At 68.0% G+C, this 20114-nt stretch carries 18 protein-coding genes; 10 read left to right on the top strand and 8 right to left on the bottom strand.

The window, feature by feature from the left end; all coding sequences use genetic code 11:
- Positions 1 to 14: 14 nt before the first annotated feature.
- The 3 genes from E0H73_RS31990 to E0H73_RS31980 are packed head-to-tail and all read right to left on the bottom strand — an operon-like array spanning position 15 to position 3585.
- Positions 15 to 2084 (bottom strand): bifunctional aldolase/short-chain dehydrogenase, encoded by a 2070-nt coding sequence (locus tag E0H73_RS31990; protein ID WP_131362594.1) that lies wholly within the window; start codon positions 2082 to 2084, stop codon positions 15 to 17.
- Between the two features lie 6 nt (positions 2085 to 2090).
- Positions 2091 to 3254, bottom strand: coding sequence for an L-rhamnose isomerase (gene rhaI, locus E0H73_RS31985; RefSeq protein ID WP_131362592.1), 1164 nt, complete (start codon positions 3252 to 3254; stop codon positions 2091 to 2093).
- Positions 3255 to 3258: 4 nt separating this feature from the next.
- Complete coding sequence (locus tag E0H73_RS31980) at positions 3259 to 3585, bottom strand: L-rhamnose mutarotase (protein ID WP_131362590.1); 327 nt, start codon at positions 3583 to 3585, stop codon at positions 3259 to 3261.
- A 336-nt stretch (positions 3586 to 3921) separates the two neighbouring features.
- Here E0H73_RS31980 and E0H73_RS31975 point away from each other — a divergent pair, with 336 nt between their 5' ends.
- Positions 3922 to 5001, top strand: coding sequence for a LacI family DNA-binding transcriptional regulator (locus E0H73_RS31975; RefSeq protein WP_238164404.1), 1080 nt, complete (start codon positions 3922 to 3924; stop codon positions 4999 to 5001).
- Positions 5002 to 5075: 74 nt separating this feature from the next.
- The gene (locus E0H73_RS31970) at positions 5076 to 6164 is read left to right on the top strand and encodes a lysylphosphatidylglycerol synthase transmembrane domain-containing protein (RefSeq protein WP_131362588.1); all 1089 of its coding nucleotides are present in this window, start codon (positions 5076 to 5078) and stop codon (positions 6162 to 6164) included.
- Positions 6165 to 6167: 3 nt separating this feature from the next.
- On the opposite strand, the gene E0H73_RS31965 is transcribed toward E0H73_RS31970, so the two are convergent.
- Positions 6168 to 6845 (bottom strand): TetR/AcrR family transcriptional regulator, encoded by a 678-nt coding sequence (locus E0H73_RS31965; protein ID WP_202867654.1) that lies wholly within the window; start codon positions 6843 to 6845, stop codon positions 6168 to 6170.
- Between the two features lie 114 nt (positions 6846 to 6959).
- Between E0H73_RS31965 and E0H73_RS31960 the strand changes: the two genes are divergently transcribed.
- The gene (locus E0H73_RS31960) at positions 6960 to 7763 is read left to right on the top strand and encodes an alpha/beta fold hydrolase (RefSeq protein ID WP_131362586.1); all 804 of its coding nucleotides are present in this window, start codon (positions 6960 to 6962) and stop codon (positions 7761 to 7763) included.
- 1 nt (position 7764) lies between these two features.
- On the opposite strand, the gene E0H73_RS31955 is transcribed toward E0H73_RS31960, so the two are convergent.
- From E0H73_RS31955 to E0H73_RS31945, 3 genes are read right to left on the bottom strand one after another with little or no spacing between them, the layout of a single operon-like run.
- Positions 7765 to 8703 (bottom strand): aldose epimerase family protein, encoded by a 939-nt coding sequence (locus tag E0H73_RS31955; RefSeq protein WP_131362584.1) that lies wholly within the window; start codon positions 8701 to 8703, stop codon positions 7765 to 7767.
- Positions 8693 to 9832, bottom strand: a complete 1140-nt coding sequence (locus tag E0H73_RS31950) for a mandelate racemase/muconate lactonizing enzyme family protein (protein ID WP_202867653.1) — start codon at positions 9830 to 9832, stop codon at positions 8693 to 8695. The genes E0H73_RS31955 and E0H73_RS31950 overlap by 11 nt, the downstream gene beginning before the upstream one ends.
- A complete protein-coding gene (locus tag E0H73_RS31945; RefSeq protein ID WP_131362582.1) occupies positions 9833 to 10654 on the bottom strand; it encodes an IclR family transcriptional regulator in 822 nt (273 codons plus the stop codon).
- Between the two features lie 110 nt (positions 10655 to 10764).
- On the opposite strand from E0H73_RS31945, the gene E0H73_RS31940 reads away from it, so the two are divergent.
- From E0H73_RS31940 to E0H73_RS31920, 5 genes are read left to right on the top strand one after another with little or no spacing between them, the layout of a single operon-like run.
- A complete protein-coding gene (locus E0H73_RS31940; protein ID WP_202867652.1) occupies positions 10765 to 11721 on the top strand; it encodes a carbohydrate ABC transporter permease in 957 nt (318 codons plus the stop codon).
- A complete protein-coding gene (locus E0H73_RS31935) occupies positions 11718 to 12554 on the top strand; it encodes a carbohydrate ABC transporter permease (RefSeq protein WP_131362580.1) in 837 nt (278 codons plus the stop codon). The genes E0H73_RS31940 and E0H73_RS31935 overlap by 4 nt, the downstream gene beginning before the upstream one ends.
- 29 nt (positions 12555 to 12583) lie before the next feature.
- Positions 12584 to 13918: an ABC transporter substrate-binding protein gene (locus tag E0H73_RS31930; RefSeq protein ID WP_131362578.1), complete on the top strand. Its 1335-nt coding sequence runs from the start codon at positions 12584 to 12586 to the stop codon at positions 13916 to 13918.
- Between the two features lie 8 nt (positions 13919 to 13926).
- On the top strand, positions 13927 to 14961 hold the full coding sequence (locus E0H73_RS31925) for a zinc-dependent alcohol dehydrogenase (protein ID WP_131362576.1): 1035 nt from the start codon (positions 13927 to 13929) through the stop codon (positions 14959 to 14961).
- A 2-nt stretch (positions 14962 to 14963) separates the two neighbouring features.
- A complete protein-coding gene (locus tag E0H73_RS31920) occupies positions 14964 to 16742 on the top strand; it encodes a glycoside hydrolase family 36 protein (protein ID WP_165555903.1) in 1779 nt (592 codons plus the stop codon).
- A 5-nt stretch (positions 16743 to 16747) separates the two neighbouring features.
- On the opposite strand, the gene E0H73_RS31915 is transcribed toward E0H73_RS31920, so the two are convergent.
- Positions 16748 to 17506 (bottom strand): SDR family NAD(P)-dependent oxidoreductase, encoded by a 759-nt coding sequence (locus E0H73_RS31915; RefSeq protein ID WP_165555902.1) that lies wholly within the window; start codon positions 17504 to 17506, stop codon positions 16748 to 16750.
- A 28-nt stretch (positions 17507 to 17534) separates the two neighbouring features.
- Here E0H73_RS31915 and E0H73_RS31910 point away from each other — a divergent pair, with 28 nt between their 5' ends.
- A complete protein-coding gene (locus tag E0H73_RS31910) occupies positions 17535 to 19295 on the top strand; it encodes a glycoside hydrolase family 36 protein (RefSeq protein ID WP_165555901.1) in 1761 nt (586 codons plus the stop codon).
- Between the two features lie 43 nt (positions 19296 to 19338).
- Positions 19339 to 20070: an aldo/keto reductase gene (locus E0H73_RS31905; RefSeq protein WP_131362568.1), complete on the top strand. Its 732-nt coding sequence runs from the start codon at positions 19339 to 19341 to the stop codon at positions 20068 to 20070.
- Positions 20071 to 20114: the final 44 nt, after the last annotated feature.

The following is a 20114-nucleotide window of genomic DNA, read 5'->3' as shown; positions in this document are numbered from 1 at the left end:
GCAATCTCCCCGAACTAACGTAGGAACGCCGCAGCGACGCCGGCATCGACAGGAACATGCAGACCGGTCGTGTGGGTCAGGTCCCCACCGGTCAGCGCGAAGACCGCAGCCGCGACGTTCTCCGGCAGCACCTCGCGCTTCAGCAGCGTCCGCTGCGCGTAGTACGCGCCCAGCTCCGACTCGGGTACGCCGTACACCGCGGCCCGCTGTGCACCCCAGCCCTTGGCGAAGATGCCGGATCCACGGACGACGCCGTCCGGGTTCACACCGTTGACGCGGATGCCGTACTCACCGAGCTCCGCGGCGAGCAGCCGGACCTGGTGGGCCTGGTCGGCCTTGGCCGCGCCGTACGCGACGTTGTTCGGTCCGGCGAAGACCGCGTTCTTGCTGGAGATGTAGACGATGTCGCCGCCGAGACCCTGGTCGATCAGGACCTTCGCCGCGGCGCGCGAGACCAGGAACGATCCCTTCGCCATCACGTCGTGCTGCAGGTCCCAGTCCTTCTCCGTCGTCTCCAGCAACGACTTGGAGATGGACAATCCGGCATTGTTGACAATCAGATCGACGCCGCCGAAGGCCAGCACGGCCGCACGCAGCGCCTCCTCGACCGCCTCGGCCGACGACACGTCAGCGCCGACGGCAACCGCGACGTCGGACGACCCGATCTCCTTGGCCACGGCTTCGGCCGCGGCCAGATCCAGGTCGGCCACCACCACACACGCGCCCTCCGCAGCCAGCCGCTGCGCGATCGCCTTGCCGATCCCGGAACCACCACCGGTGACGAAGGCGACTCGAGTCGCCAGCGGCTTCGGCTTGGGCATCCGCTGCAGCTTGGCCTCCTCCAGCGCCCAGTACTCGATCCGGAACTTCTCCCGCTCGTCGATCGGCGCGTACGTCGACACCGCCTCGGCGCCACGCATCACGTTGATCGCGTTCACGTAGAACTCGCCGGCGACCCGAGCGGTCTGCTTGTCCTTGCCGAAGCTGAACATGCCGACCCCCGGGACCAGCACGATCGCCGGATCCGCACCCCGCATCGCCGGGCTGTCCGGCTCGGCATGCCGGTTGTAGTACGCGGCGTACTCCTCGCGATAGGCGACATGCAGTTCCTGCAGCCGCGCGACTGCCTCTTCCACCGAGGCCGACGCAGGCAGGTCCAGCACCAACGGGCGCACCTTGGTCCGGAGGAAGTGGTCGGGGCACGAGGTGCCGAGCGCCGCCAGCGGAGCCAGCTTCTCCCGGGACAGGAACTCGAGCACCACCTCGGAGTCGGTGAAGTGCCCGACCTGCGGCTTGTCGGTCGACGCGAGGCCACGGATCACCGGCGCCAGGGCAGCTGCCCGCAACCGTCGTTCCTCGGAAGGCAACGCCTCGAAGCCGGGCACCACTGCACCGAAGGGTTCGTCCACACCACGCTCGGCCAGGAAGCGCTCCGCTGTACGGATGATCTCCAGGGAGTTGGCCTCGCACTCGGCCGAGGTGTTCCCCCACGCGGTGATGCCGTGGCCGCCGAGGACGCAGCCGATCGCCTCCGGGTTCTCCCGCTTGACGGCCGCGATGTCGAGACCGAGCTGGAACCCGGGCCGCCGCCACGGCACCCACACCACCCGATCGCCGAAGCATTCCGCGGTCAGCTTCTCGCCGTCGGCCGCGGTCGCCAGCGCGATCCCGGAGTCCGGGTGCAGATGGTCGACATGCGGCGAATCCACCAGGCCGTGCATCGCCGTGTCGATCGACGGCGCAGCGCCACCTTTGCCGTGCAGGCAGTAGTCGAACGCCGCGACCATCTCGTCCTCGCGGTCGACACCCGGGTACACGTCGACGAGCGAGTTCAACCGGTCGAGCCGCAGTACGGCGAGGCCGGCCTGGGTCAGCGTGCCGAGGTCGCCGCCGGACCCCTTCACCCAGAGCAGGTCGACGGGCTGCTGCGTGACCGGGTCGGTCGCCGTACCCTTCGCCGACGTGTTCCCGCCGGCGTAGTTGGTGTTGCGCGGATCGGCACCCAGCCGGTTGCTACGCGCAACGAGCTCGGCTGATGTCCCTGACCGGGGCGGTGGGGTGGGGGAGGAATTGGAACTGCTCATCTGTACTCAGGCTCCCCATCCGGCCTGCTGGCCGTCGGCTCGGTCTTTCACGATCTGTTCGAAGTAGCCGCTGCGCTGGTACGCCGCGACCGGGTTCGGGTCCAGGCCCTGCGACTCGCGCAGTTCGGCGAGCATCGGCCGGACGTCGGTGTTGTAGGCATCCATCAGCGCTGCGTTCGCCTCCAGCACGTCACCTGAGGCCTGGGCCGCGCGGAGCGCGTCCCGGTCGACCAGCAGCGCCTTCGCGGTCGCCTCCTGGACGTTCATCACCGACCGGATGATGGCCGGGATCTTCACCTCGATGTTGTGGCACTGGTCGAGCATGAAGGCGATCCCGCGGTCCGGGTCGAGCGCGTCGCCGCGGACGATCTCGTTCATGATCCGGAACAGCTGGAACGGGTCGGCCGCGCCGACCATCAGGTCGTCGTCGGCGTAGAACCGGCTGTTGAAGTCGAACGCGCCGAGCTTCTTGGTCCGGAGCAGGAACGCGACGATGAACTCGATGTTGGTCCCCGGCGCGTGGTGCCCGGTGTCGATGCAGACCGTTGCTTTCGGTCCCAGTTCCAGGCAGTGCGCGTACGACGTACCCCAGTCCGGCACGTCGGTGGTGTAGAAGGCCGGTTCGAACAGCTTGTACTCCAGCAGCATCCGCTGGTCGTCACCGAGCCGGTCGTACACCTCCTTCAGCGCGGCCGCGAGCCGGTCCTGCCGGTCCTGGATGTCGTCCTGGCCCGGGTAGTTGGTGCCGTCGGAGAACCACAGCTTCAGGTCCTGGGACCCGGTCGCGTCCATGATGTCGACGCACTCGAGCAGGTGGTCGGTCGCCTTCCGCCGTACCCGCGGGTCCGGGTTGGTGACGCTGCCGAGCTTGTAGTCGTCGTCCTGGAACACGTTGCTGTTGATCGCACCCAGCCGGACGCCCTGCCCCTTCGCGTACGCCGCCAGTGCGGCGTAGTCGTCGACCTTGTCCCAGGGGATGTGCAGGGCGACGCTCGGCGCGACGCCGGTGTACTTGTGCACCACGGCGGCGTCGGCGATCTTCTCCTCCGGCGAGCGCGGCACACCGGGCTGGCTGAACACCTTGAACCGCGTCCCGGAGTTCCCGAACGCCCATGAGGGCAGCTCGATCTCCTGGCGGCTGAGGGCGGTCTTCACAGCGTCGGTCGTCATGGTGTCAGTCCTCTTGTAGATGGAAGATCTCGGGCAGCAGCACGAACGACTCGTCCGGCGGCCGGCCGTCTATGCCGGTAAAGAATTCGGTCATCTGGGCCTGCCAGCGGGTGTTCACCTCGGTCACCGCCATCGCCTTCTGCGCCGCCTCCAGGTCCTCGGACTCGACGTACCCGATCAGCAGGCCGTCGTCGCGGAGGAAGAGCGAGTAGTTGTGCCAGCCGGAGTCCCGCAGCGCGGCCTGCATGTCCGGCCAGACGTTGCGGTGGCGCTCGACGTAGTCGTCCAGCCGGTCGGGCCGAACCTGGAGACAGAAGCAGTACCGATTCATGAGGCGGCTCTCACAGGTTGAATGGTTTCGAAACGAGCCAGAGGCCGGCGACCGCGCCGAAGGACTTCGACACCTCGCGCACGCTGAGCAGCGGGCGGCCGTCGGGCATGGTCACCTCCAACTCGGCGCAGTGGAGTTGCTGAAAGGTTTCAAGACGATTGCATGAACGTAAGCGTGCACGGCTGGAGGCGTCAAGACCTCGCCCGCCTTTCGGCCGCCCTCCGGCGGCCGGACCCGGACGAATGCTGCGGATCCTGCGGCCCGAACAGGTACGCTCCATCCGCTAAGACGTTTCAAACCGGTCCATCCCAGGACCACGACGCAGGGAGGTCGCGCGTGTCGGAGAGCGCGCCCGAAACCTTGCCTTCAGGAGGCGGGAAGCGGCGGAAGGCCGCCAAGCGCCATACCGCTGGGGTGAAGGCGGTTGCGGCGGCAGCCGGAGTGTCTCTGGGGACCGTGTCGAATGTGCTGAACCGGCCGGAGGTGGTCAGCCCGCTGACCCGGGCCAAGGTCGAGGCGGCGATGGTCTCGCTGGGGTTCGTGCGCAACGAGTCGGCGCGGCAACTGCGCGCGGGCAGCAGCCGGATCCTCGCCTACCTGATGCTCGACGCCGGCAACCCGTTCTTCACCGACGTGGCCAAGGGTGTCGAGGAGGCGGCCCAGGCGGCCGGCCTCTCGGTCTTCCTGTGCAACAGCAACGAGGACGCGGACCGCGAGGCCGACTACCTCGACCTGCTCGAGCAGCAACGCGTCCAGGGCGTGCTGATCACCCCGATCGACCAGAACTCCTCCCGTCTGCGCAAGCTCCCGTCCCGCGGTACGCCGGTCGTCGTGGTGGACCGCAACATCGACGACGGCGAACACTGCTCGGTCGCGGTCAACGACATCCTCGGCGGCGAACTCGCCATCGCCCACCTGCTCGAACTCGGCCACGAGCGGATCGCGTACGTCGGCGGCCCGAACACGATCGGCCAGGTCGTCGACCGGCGCGACGGCGCCCGGCGCGCGCTGCGCAAGGCCGGGAAACCCCCGGAGAACCTGATCGAGCTCACCACCGGTGCCCTCACCGTCGCCGAGGGAAGGGGCGCGGGGCAACGACTCGCCGGCCTCCCGGCAGCCCGCCGGCCGACCGCCGCGTTCTGCGCGAACGACCTGCTGGCGCTGGGCCTGCTGCAACAGTGCGTGAGTCTCGGCCTGCGCGTGCCCGAGGACCTAGCCATCGTCGGGTACGACGACATCGAGTTCGCCGAGGCGGCTGCCGTACCGCTGACGTCGGTGCGTCAGCCGCGGCAACTCCTCGGCCGGACCGCCGCCGAGCTGCTGCTGGACGAGTCGTCGAACCCGGACCACGAGCACCAGCGGGTCACGTTCACCCCGGAGCTCGTCGTCCGGACCTCGACCCGCGGCACCCTCTGAGGCTCGCTCCACCGATCGACACCGCTGGTCGCGCTATCGTGGCGAGGCGACTCGTCCAGTGAGCGGGGTGAGACATGCGCGTCGCCGGCGGGGCTTTGGTGCGGCGTTGGGGCGGCCGCGCTGTCGGCTTGGCCGTCACCGGTGTCGGTCTGTACATCGTGGCGCCGAGCATGCTGTCCCTCTTCGGAAGCTGGCCACGCCTGGCGGACATAGAACCCTGGTGGTTCCCGGCGCTCGTCGTACTGGAGACCTTCAGCTTCGCCGCACTGTGGTGGCTCGCCAGACTGGCCCTGGCCCAGCGCGCGGGGGACGGGGAGCCACCACCCGTCCAATCGGGCTGGGGCACGATCGCGACGGCGCAACTGGCCGGGAACGCTGCCAGCAAGGTCGTCCCCGGCGGCCCGGCCGCCGGCGGGGTCCTCCAGGCCAGGCTCTTGATCCAAACCGGGCAGCCGGCGGCGGTCGTCGCCTCGGCGCTGACCGCGATCGGCCTGATCACGACCGGCGTCCTGTTGCTGCTGCCCATCCTCACGGTGCCCGCTCTGCTGGTCGGTCCACCGCCGGCGAAGCAACTGGAGCTCGGCCTCCTGGTCTCGCTGATCCTGGCGATAGTCATCGTCGGTCTCGGGGTCACCGCGCTGACCTGGACCCGGTTCGTGGTGCTGATCGGTCGCGCGGCCGGTCGCGTCATCCACCTCGTCAAGCGCAGCACGACCGCGGACACCTGCTCCGCGACACTGGTAGCGCAGCGAGACCGGGTTGCCGCTGCCTTCGAGGGTCACTGGTGGAAGGCGGTCATCGCGGCGGCGGCGAACCGCATGTTCGACTACGCCGCACTCGTGGTCGCGCTGGCCGCGCTCAACGCACACGCCCGCCCTTCCGAGGTGCTCCTCGCGTACGTCGTTGCTCAGGCCCTCACCCTGATCCCGATCACACCGGGTGGCCTCGGCTTCGTCGACGCCGGTCTCACCGCGCTGCTGGTCGTGATCGGCATCAGTGCCGACACCGCACTCATCGGGACGCTCCTGTATCGGCTCATCTCCTTCTGGCTGCCGATCCCGGTGGGCCTGCTGGCGTGGACGGGCTGGCGGATCCACCTGCACATCACCCGTCCGTCGAAGAACAAGGCGTCCGAGCCCCCTGCCACCGCGGACGACGAGTAGCGGCTAGGCGCCGTACGCGGCGAGGAAGACGTCGACCGCCTGATCGGCGAGCTGGTCGAGCTCACCGGCGACCGGTCCCGCATGGGTGCCGGCGAACATCGCCCGGTTCATCGGCTTGTACATGACCAGTCCGGCGAATTGGTACGCCGCCAACGTCGGGTCCTCGAGCTCACGCAGCAGACCGCGCTCGGTCAACCCGGTGAGCGCCTCACCCAGCGCCTCCAGGGACTTCTCGAAACCGGTGTTGAACCAGGCCCCGCAGACCTCCGGGAACCGGTCCGCCTCGGCGATGACGAGCCGGCGTAGCTGGAGGACGCTCCCGGCGGTGAGGCTGTCCAGGAGCCGGCGGGCCAACGCCCGAAGCGCTTCGCGGGCGTCAGTGGCTCCTTCGAGCGTGTCGGCGTACGCATGGGCCAGGCCGTCCATCAGCTGATCGCTGGTGCCGAGGACGATCTCGGCGAACAGGCGTTCCTTGTTCTCGAACTGCTTGTAGACGGTCTGTTTGGACACGCCCGCCTTCGCGGCGACCTCGTCCATACTCGCGCCGAGGTAGCCGTGCTGCAGGAAGACCTCGGTCGCCGCGGCCAGGATCGCCCGGCGTTTCCGCGGCGTACGGCCCTCGCCCTCGATCTCGACGGGCTGTCCGGGCTGCCAGACACCAGCGCGTTGTCGGTACTCCACGCGGTTCCTCCTCAAGTGTTCCCGAAAATCATACTAGACAGTCCAGTTCTTCTCTGAGTACTGTACGGTCTAGTTCCCAACGACACCAGAAACGACACCAGAAGGAGTACGACGATGAGCACAGTGAGGTCCGCCGACGGGACGACGATCGCCTTCGAGGCCTGGGGATCCGGGCAGCCGCTGATCATGATCGACGGCGCCACCGCGCACCGCGCGGTCAACCCGTCGAACGCCGAGGTCGCGAAGCTGCTGAGCGACGAGTTCCGGGTCTACGCCTACGACCGGCGCGGGCGCGGCGAGAGCACCGACACCAAGCCGTACGCGATCCAGCGGGAGATCGAGGATCTCGCCGCGCTGATCGAGGACGCCGGGCGGCCGGCGATCGTGTTCGGCTGGTCGTCCGGCTCACTGCTGGCGCTTGACGCTGCGGCCGCCGGACTCCCGATCACGGCTTTGGCGCTCTTCGAGCCGCCCGTGGTGATCGACGACGCGCGCCCGCCGCTGCCGTCCGACTATGTCGAGCAGCTCGAGGCGTACGTCGCGGCCGGGGATCGCGGCGCTGCGGCTGAGTTGTTCATGACCGCCGCCGCCAACATGCCGCCCGAGTTCGTCGCCGGCATCCGGCAGAGCCCGTACTGGGCTCCGGTCGAGGACATCGCGCACACGATCGCGTACGACGGACGCATCATGGGCATGACCATGTCGGGCAACCCGCTGCCGGCCGAGCGCTGGGCCGCCGTCGACGTCCCGGTCCTGGTCATGCACGGCGACGCCACCGCGCCGTGGCTGATCGCCGGCGCCGAGGCTGTCGCCAAGCGGCTGCCGACCGCGCGCCTGCTCCCGGTCACCGGCGAGAACCACAACGCCGAGCCGCCGGTGCTGGCCCCGGCCCTGCGCCAGTTCGCGCACGACCTCTGAGTCAGCGGATCAGGTGGGCCGTGAGTTGCCAGGACTTGGTGGTGCCTGCCGGGAGGATCTGATGGGTGCCGGCCGCGACGCCGTCGTTGACGGAGAGGGGGTAGCCGGTGCAGGGCTCCAGGACGAGGACGTCGAGGCCGCGCCAGCGTCCGCCGTACGAGGCGAACAGCCAGCAGGACGGTAGGTCGGCGCGGTCCCACGACAGCTGGAGGCCGGTGCCGGCGGAGGGATGCCGTACGCCGCACTCGCCGCGTTCGAGCGTGGTGGCGATGAGGAACTCCGAGACGCCGCGGGCGGTGGTGTCGGGAAGGGTGCGGAGATCGTGGCCCGAAGCCCACGGCCAGGTGAAGCTGCTACCGTCCGGGCGGACCCGCGGATCACCGAACTCGTGCATCAGTACGTCGCCGGCCGCGAGATCGATCGCCGTGTCCGGACGCAGCCCGACGGCCACATGGGACTTCCACAGGAACGGCTGGTCGATCCGGCCGGTGTTCGCAATCCGATAGTCGACAATCAGATCCGGACCCGCGCCAAGCGTGAGCCGCTTCGTCACCTCGGTCCCCGTCACGGCACCACGGACGCTCAGCTCGAGCCACACCTGACCGGGGTCCGAGCCAGTGCTCCAGTGCCACGGCACTGCCCAGAGTTCGCCGTGGTCAGGGACCGGTTCGCCCGCCAAGTCCTCGGGCTCGTCGTTCGGGTACAACTCGTCCCAGCCGCCGAGGAACTGGTCGTCGTACCCGGACCCGAAAGCGGCGGGCCGGATCGGGACACGGTCGTTGCGCCAGAGCAGTTCGGAGTCGACGCGCTTGTCGACGATGCTCATGACCTTGCCGCCGAGTCCGGGGAGCACGACGATCCGGGTCTCCGCGTTCTCGAGGATCACCGCTTGCTGACCAGCCAGCGACCATTCGGTCGACAGGCGTGGGCTAGTCGACACGAAGCTGCTCCATCACGTCGGCATCCACCTCAACTCCGAGCCCCGGTTGGTCGAGGGGGACCTTGACCGTGCCGTCGGCGAACGCGATCTCGCGCCGGACCAGGTCGCGCGCGATCGGCGAGGTCGACACGGTGTGCTCGATCAACCCGCCGTTCGGGATCGAGGCCGCGAAGTGGGTCGAGGCCGCCACCAGCACGCCACTCTTGAAGGCGTGCGGAACCAGCCGCCGATGCCGGGTGTGCGCCAGCCACGCCAGGCGACGCCCGGCGGTCAGGCCACCGCAGCGGGCCAGGTCCGGCTGGATCAGATCGAGCTCACCCTCGTCGATCAGGGTCTCGAAGGCGGCATAGCTGCTCTCCTGCTCACCTCCCGCGATCGTGAGCGACGTACGGCGGGAGAGTTCGCGGTAGCCGGTGATGTTGTCGGGGGCAACGGGTTCCTCGAGCCAGGCGATGCCGTAGTCCTCGTACATCGCGGCCATCCGCAACGCGGTCTTGGTGTCCCAGACCTGGCCGGCGTCGATCATCACGTCGATGTCGTCACCCACGGCCCGCCGGATCTCCTTGACCAGTTCCTCGTTGAAGTCCCGGTCCTGCCCGATCGGCCCCCACCCGAACTTCATCGCCCGATATCCCTGCTCGGCGTGGTCCGCCGCCGCCTTCGCGGCCAGCAGAGGCGTGTCCGGCATGAGCAGACTCGCGTACGCCGTGAGCCGGTCACTGCGTGGTCCCCCGAGCAACCGCGCCACCGGCACTCCGAGGACCTTGCCGGCCAGGTCCCACAGCGCGATGTCGACGCCGCTGATCGCATGCATCGTCGCGCCACCGGAGAAGTAGCGACTGCCCTCCACCATTGCGTGCCAGGCGACCTCGATGTCGAGCGGGTTGCGACCGAGCAGGATCGAGCGAAGACCTCGGGCGATCAGGTGCGACGGCTCGGCCTCGACGACTGCCTTCGCGACCAGCGGAGCCGAATCGACCTCGCCGACCCCCACGGTGCCGTCGCTGGCGGTGACGAAAATCAGCAGGGTGTCCTGCGTCCCGTCGCAGCGGTCCGCGTCGACCGCGGACAACCGGAGGTGGACGGCCTCGACGTCGGTGATGGTCAGATTCGTTGCTGTGGTGGACATTCAGCCTCCGGTGACGGGCTCGGGAACGTGCAGGACCGCGTCGCCGAGTTCCTCGGTGACGATCTCGCGGATCCGCGGCAGCCAGCTGACGAGGTCTTGCGGTGTCGTCCGGCTGACCACCGCACTGATGCTGATCGCGCCGGTCGGGCGGGTCGGCGAGTCCAGGAACAGCGGCAGCGCGACACAGATGATGCCGAGGTCGTTCTCCTGCATGTCGAGCATGTAGCCGTTGCTGCGGCCTTCCGCGAGGGCGTCGTGCAAAGCTTCCGGCGTACGCAGCGTGTGCGGTGTCCGGGCCTCGAGCGGTCCGTACTCGGCGACGTACTGATCGACCTCTGTCCGGTCGGTGAGCTCGTGCATCAGCAGCGCCTTGCCCAGACCCGTCCGGTACGCCGGATTCGAGCCACCGATCACCGAGCTCATCTGGAACGTCTGCCGGCTGGGCGAAACCTTCGCCTGGTAGACGATGTTGCCGTCGACAAGGACTCCGTAGTGGGTCGTCTCGCCGGTCTCGTCCGCGAGCCGGCGCAGTAGCGGGCCGACGGTGAGACTCGGCGCCCGCGCCTCGTGGTACCCGAAGACGAGCCGGAGCAGGTCGAAGCCGAGGTGGTAGACACCCTGGGCGTCCTGCCGGGCGAATCCGGCTTGGACCAGCGAACCGAGAGCACGATGGGCGCTGGACTTCGGCGCGTCGAGAGCCGCTGCCACTTCGCCCACTCGTGTCCCGGCAGGGTGCTCTGCCAGGTGGCGCAGCACCGCGAGCACGCGTGCCGAACCGGTCAGGGCGCTTGCCTCTACAGGACGCTTCCCATCTGTTTCCATCAGCCCCCTGCTTTCGTCCAAACGGTTGACGCCACCCTCATCTTTGCTCCTACTATGCCAAGAGGTCCCGCTGATAGGAACAGCGTTCCGATAATTGGAACGAGGGAGTTATGGCACAACGTCTTGCAGTCCGCCCGGCGGCCGAGGAACCGGTGGCGAGTACGCCGCCCCGCCGCGGCCTGACCATGACCCGGCGCCAGGCGTTGTGGTGCTACGTCTTCATCGCACCCGCCGTCCTCGGCCTGCTGCTGTTCTCGATCGGGCCGATGCTCGCGTCGCTGGGCTTGAGCTTCACGTCGTACGACATGCTGACGAACCCGGTGTGGACGGGTGGGGACAACTACAGCGCCCTGTTCGCCGACCCGGTCTTCCGCAAGTCCCTGAGCGTGATGCTGATCTACGGCGTGGTGAGTGTTCCGGTCACGATGATCCTCGCGCTCGTGCTGGCGATCCTGCTGAACAGCAAGCTGCCCGCGCTGAAGTTCTTCCGCTCCGCCTACTACCTGCCCAGCGTGATCAGCGGTGTCGCCGTCGCGATGGTGTGGAAGTGGATGTTCAACGGCGAGTACGGCCTGATCAACGCCGGGCTCGCCAAGATCGGCATCGACGGTCCGTCCTGGCTGACCGACGAGCAGTGGGCGTTGCGCGCACTGATCTTCATGAGCCTGTGGGGATTCGGCGGCACCATGCTGATCTACCTGGCCGGCCTCCAGGGCGTGCCGAAGGAGCTGTACGAAGCAGCGAAGGTCGACGGCGCCACGACGTTCCGCCAGCACCTGCACGTGACCGTGCCGATGCTGTCGTCGGTCACGTTCTTCAACCTGATCATGGGCATCATCAACAGCCTGCAGGTGTTCGCCGAACCCTTCGTGCTGACCCAGGGCGGGCCGAACAACTCGACCCTGCTGCTGTCGGTGTACCTGTACCAGAACGCGTTCCAGTACCTGAAGATGGGCTACGCCTCGGCGATCGCCTGGGTTGCCTTCGCGATCATCATGGTGCTCACCCTCCTGGTCTTCCGCTCGATGCCGATGTGGGTCCACACCGAGACGGAGGACGACCGATGACGCGCAAGGGCCTGCCGCTCAGGACCTGGATCCGGCTGATCGTCTTGTCCGTCGGCTGTTTCGCGGTGCTGATGCCGGTGGTCTGGATGGTGCTCACCTCGCTCAAGGCGCCGACCCAGGTGTTCGTGACGCCGCCGATCTGGAAGTTCACCCCGCAGTGGCACAACTATGTCGAGGTGTTCCAGCTGGTGCCGTTCCAGCGGTACATCCTGAACACCGCGACGATTGTCGGGTTCGTCGTACTGGGCACACTGCTCAGCTGCTCGTTCAGCGCCTACGGGTTCGCCCGGCTCCGGGCCCCCGGCCGGAACACGATCTTCCTGGCGCTGATGGCGACTCTGATGCTGCCGACCACGGTCACCCTGGTGCCGACGTACATCGTGTTCAACAACATCGGCTGGCTGAACACCTTCAAGCCGCTGATCCTGCCGGCCTTCTTCGGCTCGGCGTTCTTCATCTTCCTGTTCCGGCAGTTCTTCATGGGCATCCCCCGCGAGCTGGAGGAGGCGGCCCGGATCGACGGCGCCGGCTACCTGCGGATCTGGTGGACGATCTTCCTGCCGCTCAGCTGGCCGGTGATCGCCACCGTCACCGTCTTCACCTTCATTGCCACCTACAACGACTTCTTCGGTCCGGTGATCTACCTGTCCGACGAGTCGAAGTACACCATCGCCGTCGCCCTGTCGTACTTCAGCGGTTCGCCCCGGATCGGGCCGCAGATGCACCTCACCATGGCCGCGACCACCATCGCCGCGCTCCCGTCGATCCTGGTCTTCCTGCTGGCCCAGCGCTACTTCATCCGGGGCATCGCCGTCAGCGGCGTGAACAAGTAGCCCGACCGTCACGTCGAAGGAGACGATCCATGTCGAACAACACAGTGAGCCGCCGGATCCTGCTCGGCGGTCTGACCGCCGCCGGAGCGGCAGGCCTGGTCGGCTGCTCCGGCAACGGCAGCGGCGGTCCGGCCGCTGCGCCGGCACCCACCGGGACCGAACTGGTCGGCAAGACCAATCTGGAGATCTACGCCTGGACGAACGGCCCGACGATCGACGCGAACTTCCGCAAGCGGGTCGCGCTGTTCAACAAGGAGTTCACCGGCAAGTACACCGCGAAGATCAACTTCCTGCCGTACGACCAGTACTGGCAGAAGGTGCAGTTGCAGTACGCCGCGAAGAAGCCGTTCGACATCTACTACTGGGACGTCCAGGCGTACGCGCACTACAAGAAGAACCTGGTCTTCAACGAGCAGCCGGTGATCGACACCACCCCGATGGTGGACGCGAACGCCTACCCGACCAAGCTGTACGACCCGTGGAAGTTCGACGGCAAGAACCTGTTCTGCGTGCCGGAGAACATCCAGTCGATGGCGATGTTCTACAACAAGTCCCACTTCGACGCCGCCGGGCTCGACTACCCGGACGAGACGTGGACCTGGGACAAGGTGATCGAGACCGCGCCGAAGCTGCAGAAGACGACCGGCAGCAAGGTGACCCGGTGGGGCGTCGACATCGGCTCGCTCGGCATCTGGTGGGGCATCCAGGCGCTGTCCTGGGCGGCCGGTACGTCGTTCGTCGACAAGCCGCTGGAGCCGACGAAGTTCCAGATGACCGACCCGAAGGTGGTCGAGTCGATGCGGTTCGTCCAGGACATGATGTGGTCCAAGCACATCGCGCCGCGGCCGGACGAGCGGGCCGGAGTCGCGCAGAACAACGGCGGCTTCGCCTCCGGCGCGTACTCGATGATCGCCGACGGCACCTGGAACATCGCGTCGTTCCAGCAGATGAAGGACAAGTGGGCGATGGCCCCGTTGCCGAAGTACCAGGGCAACAGCGTCGCGCCGTACTGGCTCGGCGGCTGGGTGATCCCGCGGCAGTCGGCCGCGCTGTCGGCGGCGCAGGCCTTCGCGACCTGGAGCGCAACCAAGTTCCAGCCCCAGATGGCCAAGGACCACGACTGGATCCCGTTGCAGAACGCGGCCCGTCAGTCGCAGGACATGCTGAAGGGGATGCCGGAAGGCTTCGAGGCGGCGATGAAGGATCTGTCGAACGCACGGATCGGTGACATCTACACCGCCAACATGCAGCAGATCTTCAACGAGGTCTACGGCAAGAACTTCGATCTGTTGCTCAACAACAAGCTCACCCCGGAGGACGCCGCACAGAAGATGCAGGACGCCGCCACCAAGTTGCTCGGCTGAGGAGCGTTATGGAGGCGCTGGTTCTCAGCGACGTCGGCCACTTCGACCTGGTCATCCTCGACGACCCGGTCCCAGGGCTGGGCGAGGTCCGCATCGCGGTCACGGAGTCGGGGATCTGCGGATCGGAGCTCGGTGGGTTCCTCGGCACCGACGGCCTGCGCAAGCCCGGGCTGGTCTTCGGGCACGAGTTCGTCGGCGTGGTCGACGCGTACGGGCCCGGCGTACCGGTGGAGCAACAGCTGCCACTGGGTGCGTCGGTCACCGCCAATCCGCTGCGATCGTGCGGGGTCTGCCCGATCTGCGTGGCCGGGCACGAGAACGTCTGCCCGCAACGCAAGCTGCTCGGCGGCCACGTGCACGGCAGCAACGCGGGCCTGATCGTCGTACCGGCGAATGCGGTGCACCGGGTCGACCATCTGCCCGATCCAAGCTCCAGCGTGTTCGCCGAGCCGACGGCGTGTGCGCTGCGGGCGGTCGGACGTACCCGGATCTCGGCCGGAGGATCCGCGCTGGTCATCGGTGCCGGTCCGATCGGCCTGCTCCTGCTGGAGGTACTGCGGTTTCGGGGCGTCGAGCAACTGTTCTTCACCGAGCGGGTCGAGGGACGGGTCGCCGCGGCCGAAGCCAGTGGCGCGACGCGGCTCAGCGACGACCCGGAGTCCCTCGTCCGGCAGATCAAGGAGCTCACTCGCGGACTGGGTGCGGACGCGGTGTTCGACGCGGTCGGCAGCGCCGACACCCGGACTTCAGCGACCCTCGCCGCGCGGCCGGGTGGGGACGTCTGCTTCGTCGGGCTGCACTCCGCCGACGGCATGCTGCCGCTGCGGGACTTGATCCGCCGCGAGGTCGCCTGCACCACCAGCTTCGCGTACCGGCCGGACGAGTTCGGCCAGGCGGTCGAGCTGCTCGGACGCGGCGAGCTGGTGTTCCGCGGCGAGGTGGTGCGCGCGGGTCTGGCCGACGGACAGCACTGGTACGAGCAACTGATCAAGGGCCATCCGGCCGGCAAGGTCGTACTCCAACCCAGCAACCCAGGGACGTGATCGTGATCGAGACGCCGGAACTCATCCCCGCACTCCCCGGAGCCGACGTCGGACTGGTCCGGCAGTCCGCCGAGGCGGCCACCTATGCGGTGACCGTCACCGGGGCCGGCGAGCGGGATCCGCAGGTCGGCTCGATTGTGTTGCCCCGGGCAACGTCGATCGACGGCTTCACCAGCGGCTGGGGACTCGAGTATCAGCCGGTCGCGCTGCCGGTGGACGAACCTGCGGGGCTCGAGGTGACCACGGGCCGTTCGACGCAAGGCGCCGTACCGTGGCTGGCGATCGAGACCGAGGGCGGCGCGTACGTCGTGACGCTGCACTGGAGCGGGAACTGGCGAATCGCCAGCACACCGACCGACGACGGCGTACAGATCGATGTCGCGCTGCACCCCGACGGGCAGCGGATCGTCCTCGCCGACGGTGAGACGTTCACCCTGCCGGGGGTCAGCATCGCGTGGGGCGAGACGCGTGCCTCCGCTTCCGCCGCCCTGGCGCGGCATCTGGCCGAGCAGGTGCCGGCCGGACCGCCGCTGCTGACCGAGTGGAACCATTGGTGGCCGTACGAGGACGCCGAGATCTCCGAGGACGTGTTCCTCGCGAACGCGGCCGTCGCCGCGGATCTCGGTCTCGAGGTCGCGCTGCTGGACGCGGGCTGGTTCGGCCGACCGGAGGCGGACAGCCAGTGGTTCGCCGAACGCGGCGACTGGCACAAGGTCAACGCAGCACGCTTCCCGCATGGTCTCGCCTGGCTCGCCGATCAGACGCGTGCCCTGGGCATCGAGTTCGGCATCTGGATCGAGGCCGAGGCGATCGGCGCCCGCGCGTCCATCGCCGGCGAGCGGCCCGAGGTGGTCGCCACCGACGCAGGTTCCAGCCTCGGGTACGTCTGCCTCGGCTCCCCGGCCGGGCAGGAGCACGTCTTCGCCAGCGTGTCCGGGCTGATCGAGACCACCGGAGCCCGCTGGATCAAGTGGGACTTCAACCTCGATCCAGGATCCGGCTGCACCCGCGACGACCACGGCCACGGCTCGCAGGACGGACTACTACGCCATTACCTCGGCCTGTACGACGTACTGGATCGGTTGCGTGCGGCGTATCCGGAGACCGTGCTGGAAGCGTGCTCGTCCGGCGGGCTGCGGATCGACGCCGGGCTGGCCGCGCACGTCGACGCGTTGTTCCTGTCCGACCCGGACTGGACCGAGCACCACCTGACGTGCCTGTGGGGTGCGGCTCAGCTGCTGCCGCCCCGTCAGCTGCTGCACTGGCCGCAGAGCGAGTGGCGCGGTGAGCATCGGTTCCAGAAGGTCGACTACTCCGGCACGTTGATCACGCCGGCGCAGTTCGACACCAAGATGCGGGCGGCGTTGCTGCATCGGTTCGGTGTGTCGGTGCGACTCACCGAGATGCGGCCGGAGCTGTTGCGGCGGCTTCGGGATCACGTGGACAGCTATCGGTCGGTGATCAGGCCGTTGGTCGAGACCGGCGTACTGATTCCGCTGACCGAGCAGCCGTTGCGCGAGGAGAAGGGCTGGCGTCAGCCCGCGTACCAGCTGACCGCGGACGACCGTCATCTGGTGGCCGGCTTCCGGCTGCACCCGACCGGGGGCTGGGAGCCGGTGCGGCCGGTCGGGCTCGACCCGATGGCGACGTACGCCGTGGACGTGCTCGAGGACGGGGAACTGCAGCGGGCGGAGCGGCGTACCGGGAAGGACCTTGCCGAGGCAGGGTTGGTGGCGACTGCCGGGACCTCGATCCTGTGGCTGTTGAGCCGTGCCGAATGAGGTCGTCAGGTCGGGTACGGATAGCAGCGGGCGGTGGCGCCGCCGTCGACGGTGATCGACTCGCCGTTGACGAACGACGCCTCGTCCGACAGCAGGAATGCGACCACGCGGGCGATCTCCACCGGTTCGATCAGGCGGCGGATCGGGTGCAGATCGGCGTACTCCGCGAGCAGGGCCTCGGGATCGTCGGACGCAGCGAGGAACGACTGGGTCAGCGGTGTCATCACCGCGCCCGGTCGGACCGCGTTGCACCGGATGCCCTGCGCGGCCTCCTCCACCGCGAGCTGCCGCGTCATCGCATCGATGCCGCCCTTCGTCGCGGCGTACACGAACGACTCGGGGAATCCGGCCAGCGAGTGGATGCTCGACATGTTGACGATCGCGCCGCCTGCACCACGCAGCCCCTCGGTGGCGACGGCGCAACCCAGCATGGTGCCGATCAGGTTGACCTGGACGATCGCCTGCAGGTCGTCCTCGTCCAGTGCCCGGGCCGTCGTCGGCCGCTCGATCCCGGCGTTGTTGACCCAGCCGGTCAGGCGGCTCTGCTCGATGGCTTTTTGGCGCGCTCGCTCGTGGTCCGCGCGACGGCTGACGTCGCCGGCAACTGGGGTGAACGCGGTCCCCAGCTCGACCTGGAGGCTTTGCAGCCGAGGTTCGTCACGGTCGAGTCCGATCACCGTCCACCCGCGTTCGACCAGCAGGCGGGCGATCGCCGCACCGATGCCATTGGCCGCTCCGGTCACCACCACCGCGTTGTTGTCCACGGCCCCAACCCTACGAGAGCTGTCCACGATGACTGACTTCGGAATAGCGCACGCCACCGTGGATGACCACGTCGGTCCGTTCCTTCGACTCGCGACGAGGCTGACCTCGTCTGCACCCCTGGTTGAGATCGAGCTCGAGGCGGACGAGGCGGTCGTCGAGTGGTTGCATCCGTTCAGCTGGGACGCCGCCGATCGAGGTGTAGTCACTCCGACCAGGAGGCTGGTCGAGGGTGATCTCATCTGCCTGCACGCCGGACCGTACGGGACGGCCGATGCCGTTGCCCATCGCAACGGCGAGCCGATGCTCTTCCCTGACATCAAGGAAGGGCATCGCTATCTGGAGGGCGCTGCGCCGGGGCCGGACGACGATCATCAGGACGCGGCTGCGTGGACGCTGGTCGAGTTCGCCGGGCAATGCGCCGTACTGGCGTGGGAGTACAGCGGTTCGCTGACCATTGAGGTGACGGTCCGGGACGGGCGGACGATTCTTGCGAGCCGACTGCCGGCGGACACTTTCCATCCGACCGACTCGGAAGATCTGGAAGGACCGGTCGGATGGGTTGCTCTGGTGCCGGGCGGTCTGGATAAGGGCGCGGCGGCGTTGCGGTCGCTCGTGATCGACGAGGTCGTGACGGCACCCGACCTGGGCGGGATGCCTGGCGACCCCGAGTTCCCTTGTGTGGTGGCGAATTCGTGGGGTGTGCAGGAGAACACGTCCACCGAGCGGATCATCGCGATGATGGACGCGACCGCGGCGATCGGTGCCGAGGTCTTCGTGGTGGACAAGGGCTGGGAACGCTCGGTCGGCGACTGGCACGCCAACGACCGGTTCGCTTCCGGTATGCGGTGGCTGTCGGACGAGGCTCGCTCGCGCGGCATGGGCTTCGGTGTCTGGTGTGGCTTCGGGAACGCCGATCCGGACTCGCCGGTCGCGCTCGACCATCCGGAGTGGCTGGCCAGTTGGCGAGGTATGACGCCGAAGCTGAGCTTCGGCAACCATGCGCTCTGCCTGGGGCACGATCCGGCCCGGGACTGGATCCTCGACGAGCTGCGGCGGATGGTCGACGAGTTCGGGCTGACCTGGTTCCTGCACGACTTCGAGTCCATCGCGCGCTGCGATCGCGACGATCACACTCACGATCCGGGCGCCGGCGAACATGCGGCCGAGCGTGCATGGCACCACATCCTGCGCACCTTGCAGACCGAGTTCCCCCAACTGGTGCTGGAGAACTGCTGGAACGGCGTACGTCCGCTGGACCTGGCCATGGTGCGCAGCCACCACACCACGATCACCGAGGACCACTGCCGTACGCACTGGAACAGCCTGGCCAAGGTCGGTCTGGGTCGGTACCTGCCGCTGGACTGGCAGAGCGCGTACATGGGTGCCGACAAGCTGTCGCCGCGGGCGCGGATCGCGCCGTACGTGATCGGTGGGCCGTGGGTGCTGATGGACGATCCCGAGACCTGGAGCGACGAGACCCGCGACACGATGGCGCAGGCGGCCGCGGCGTTCAAACGCTGGCGCGGTCCGTTGCGCACGGCAACCGTCCGCCGCCCTACCGTCGACTTCGACTCTGTTCAAGCCACGACCGAGGACGGATGTGTACTGCTCGCAGTCAGTCTGCGTGGTGAGGTCGACGAGGTCCACGTGGCACTCGGCGGGCTCGAGGGGAACTACGTCCTGTGCGACGAGTGGACCGGCGAGACGCACCCGACCACTCTTGACGGCAAGGGATTGACGCTCCCGGGTGGTGACGGTCTCCTGGTCAGCCTCACGCCGGAGTCTTGACCTGGAGCGCGCACCAGCGTGAAGGCTCGGCGTACGTGACCGAGTGAAGCTGGCAAGCAAGGTTGGCTGCGAGCCGCTCTGGCCGGGCAGTTGGCCGGAGCACTCGGAGGGCCTCAGCACCAAGGCGATCGACGCGGCGCTCGAGGCCTCGCTGCGCCGGCTCGGGGTCGACCACATCGACCTCTACTGGGCACACCGTGACGACCGGGAGACTCCGCTCGAGGAAACGGTCACAGCCTTCGGCAAGCACGCCGCGGCCGGCACGATCGGCCGACTGGGATTGTCGAACTACGCACTGTGGCGAGTCGAGCGGATGCGTGACCTCGCACTGCAACTGGGCGTGATGGGCCCGACCGCTCTGCAACTGAGGTACTCGTACCTGCAGCCGCGCCCGTTCGTCCGCGACCACACCCACGACCACCGCTTCGGCTGGATCACCGACGAGGTCCTCGACTACGCCGTACAGAACCCCGAGCAGCAACTCTTCGCCTACAGCCCGCTCATGGCCGGAGCGTACGAGAACCGCCCCGACCGCCCCATCCCCGAAGCCTTCGACCACCCCGGCACCACCCGCCGCCTCCAGGTCCTCAGCGACCTGGCCACCGAGCTCAACGTCACCCGCAGCCACGTAGTCCTCGCCTACCTCGCCACCAGCACCCCCGCCATCACCCCCATCGTCGGCATCTCCACCCCCGCCCACCTGACCACCGCCCTCGACAGCACCACCCTCAACCTCACCCCCACCCACCACACCGCTCTGAACGACGTTTGGTAAATCACCGAGATCACGCCTGACTCTTCACGTAGCGTGACGAGAGG

Origin of the sequence: Kribbella pittospori, from assembly GCF_004331465.1 — a bacterium.
GTDB classification, from domain to species: Bacteria; Actinomycetota; Actinomycetes; order Propionibacteriales; family Kribbellaceae; genus Kribbella; species Kribbella pittospori.
The sequence above is the reverse complement of the archived record's forward strand: the minus strand, read 5'-3'. Positions and strand labels throughout refer to the sequence as shown.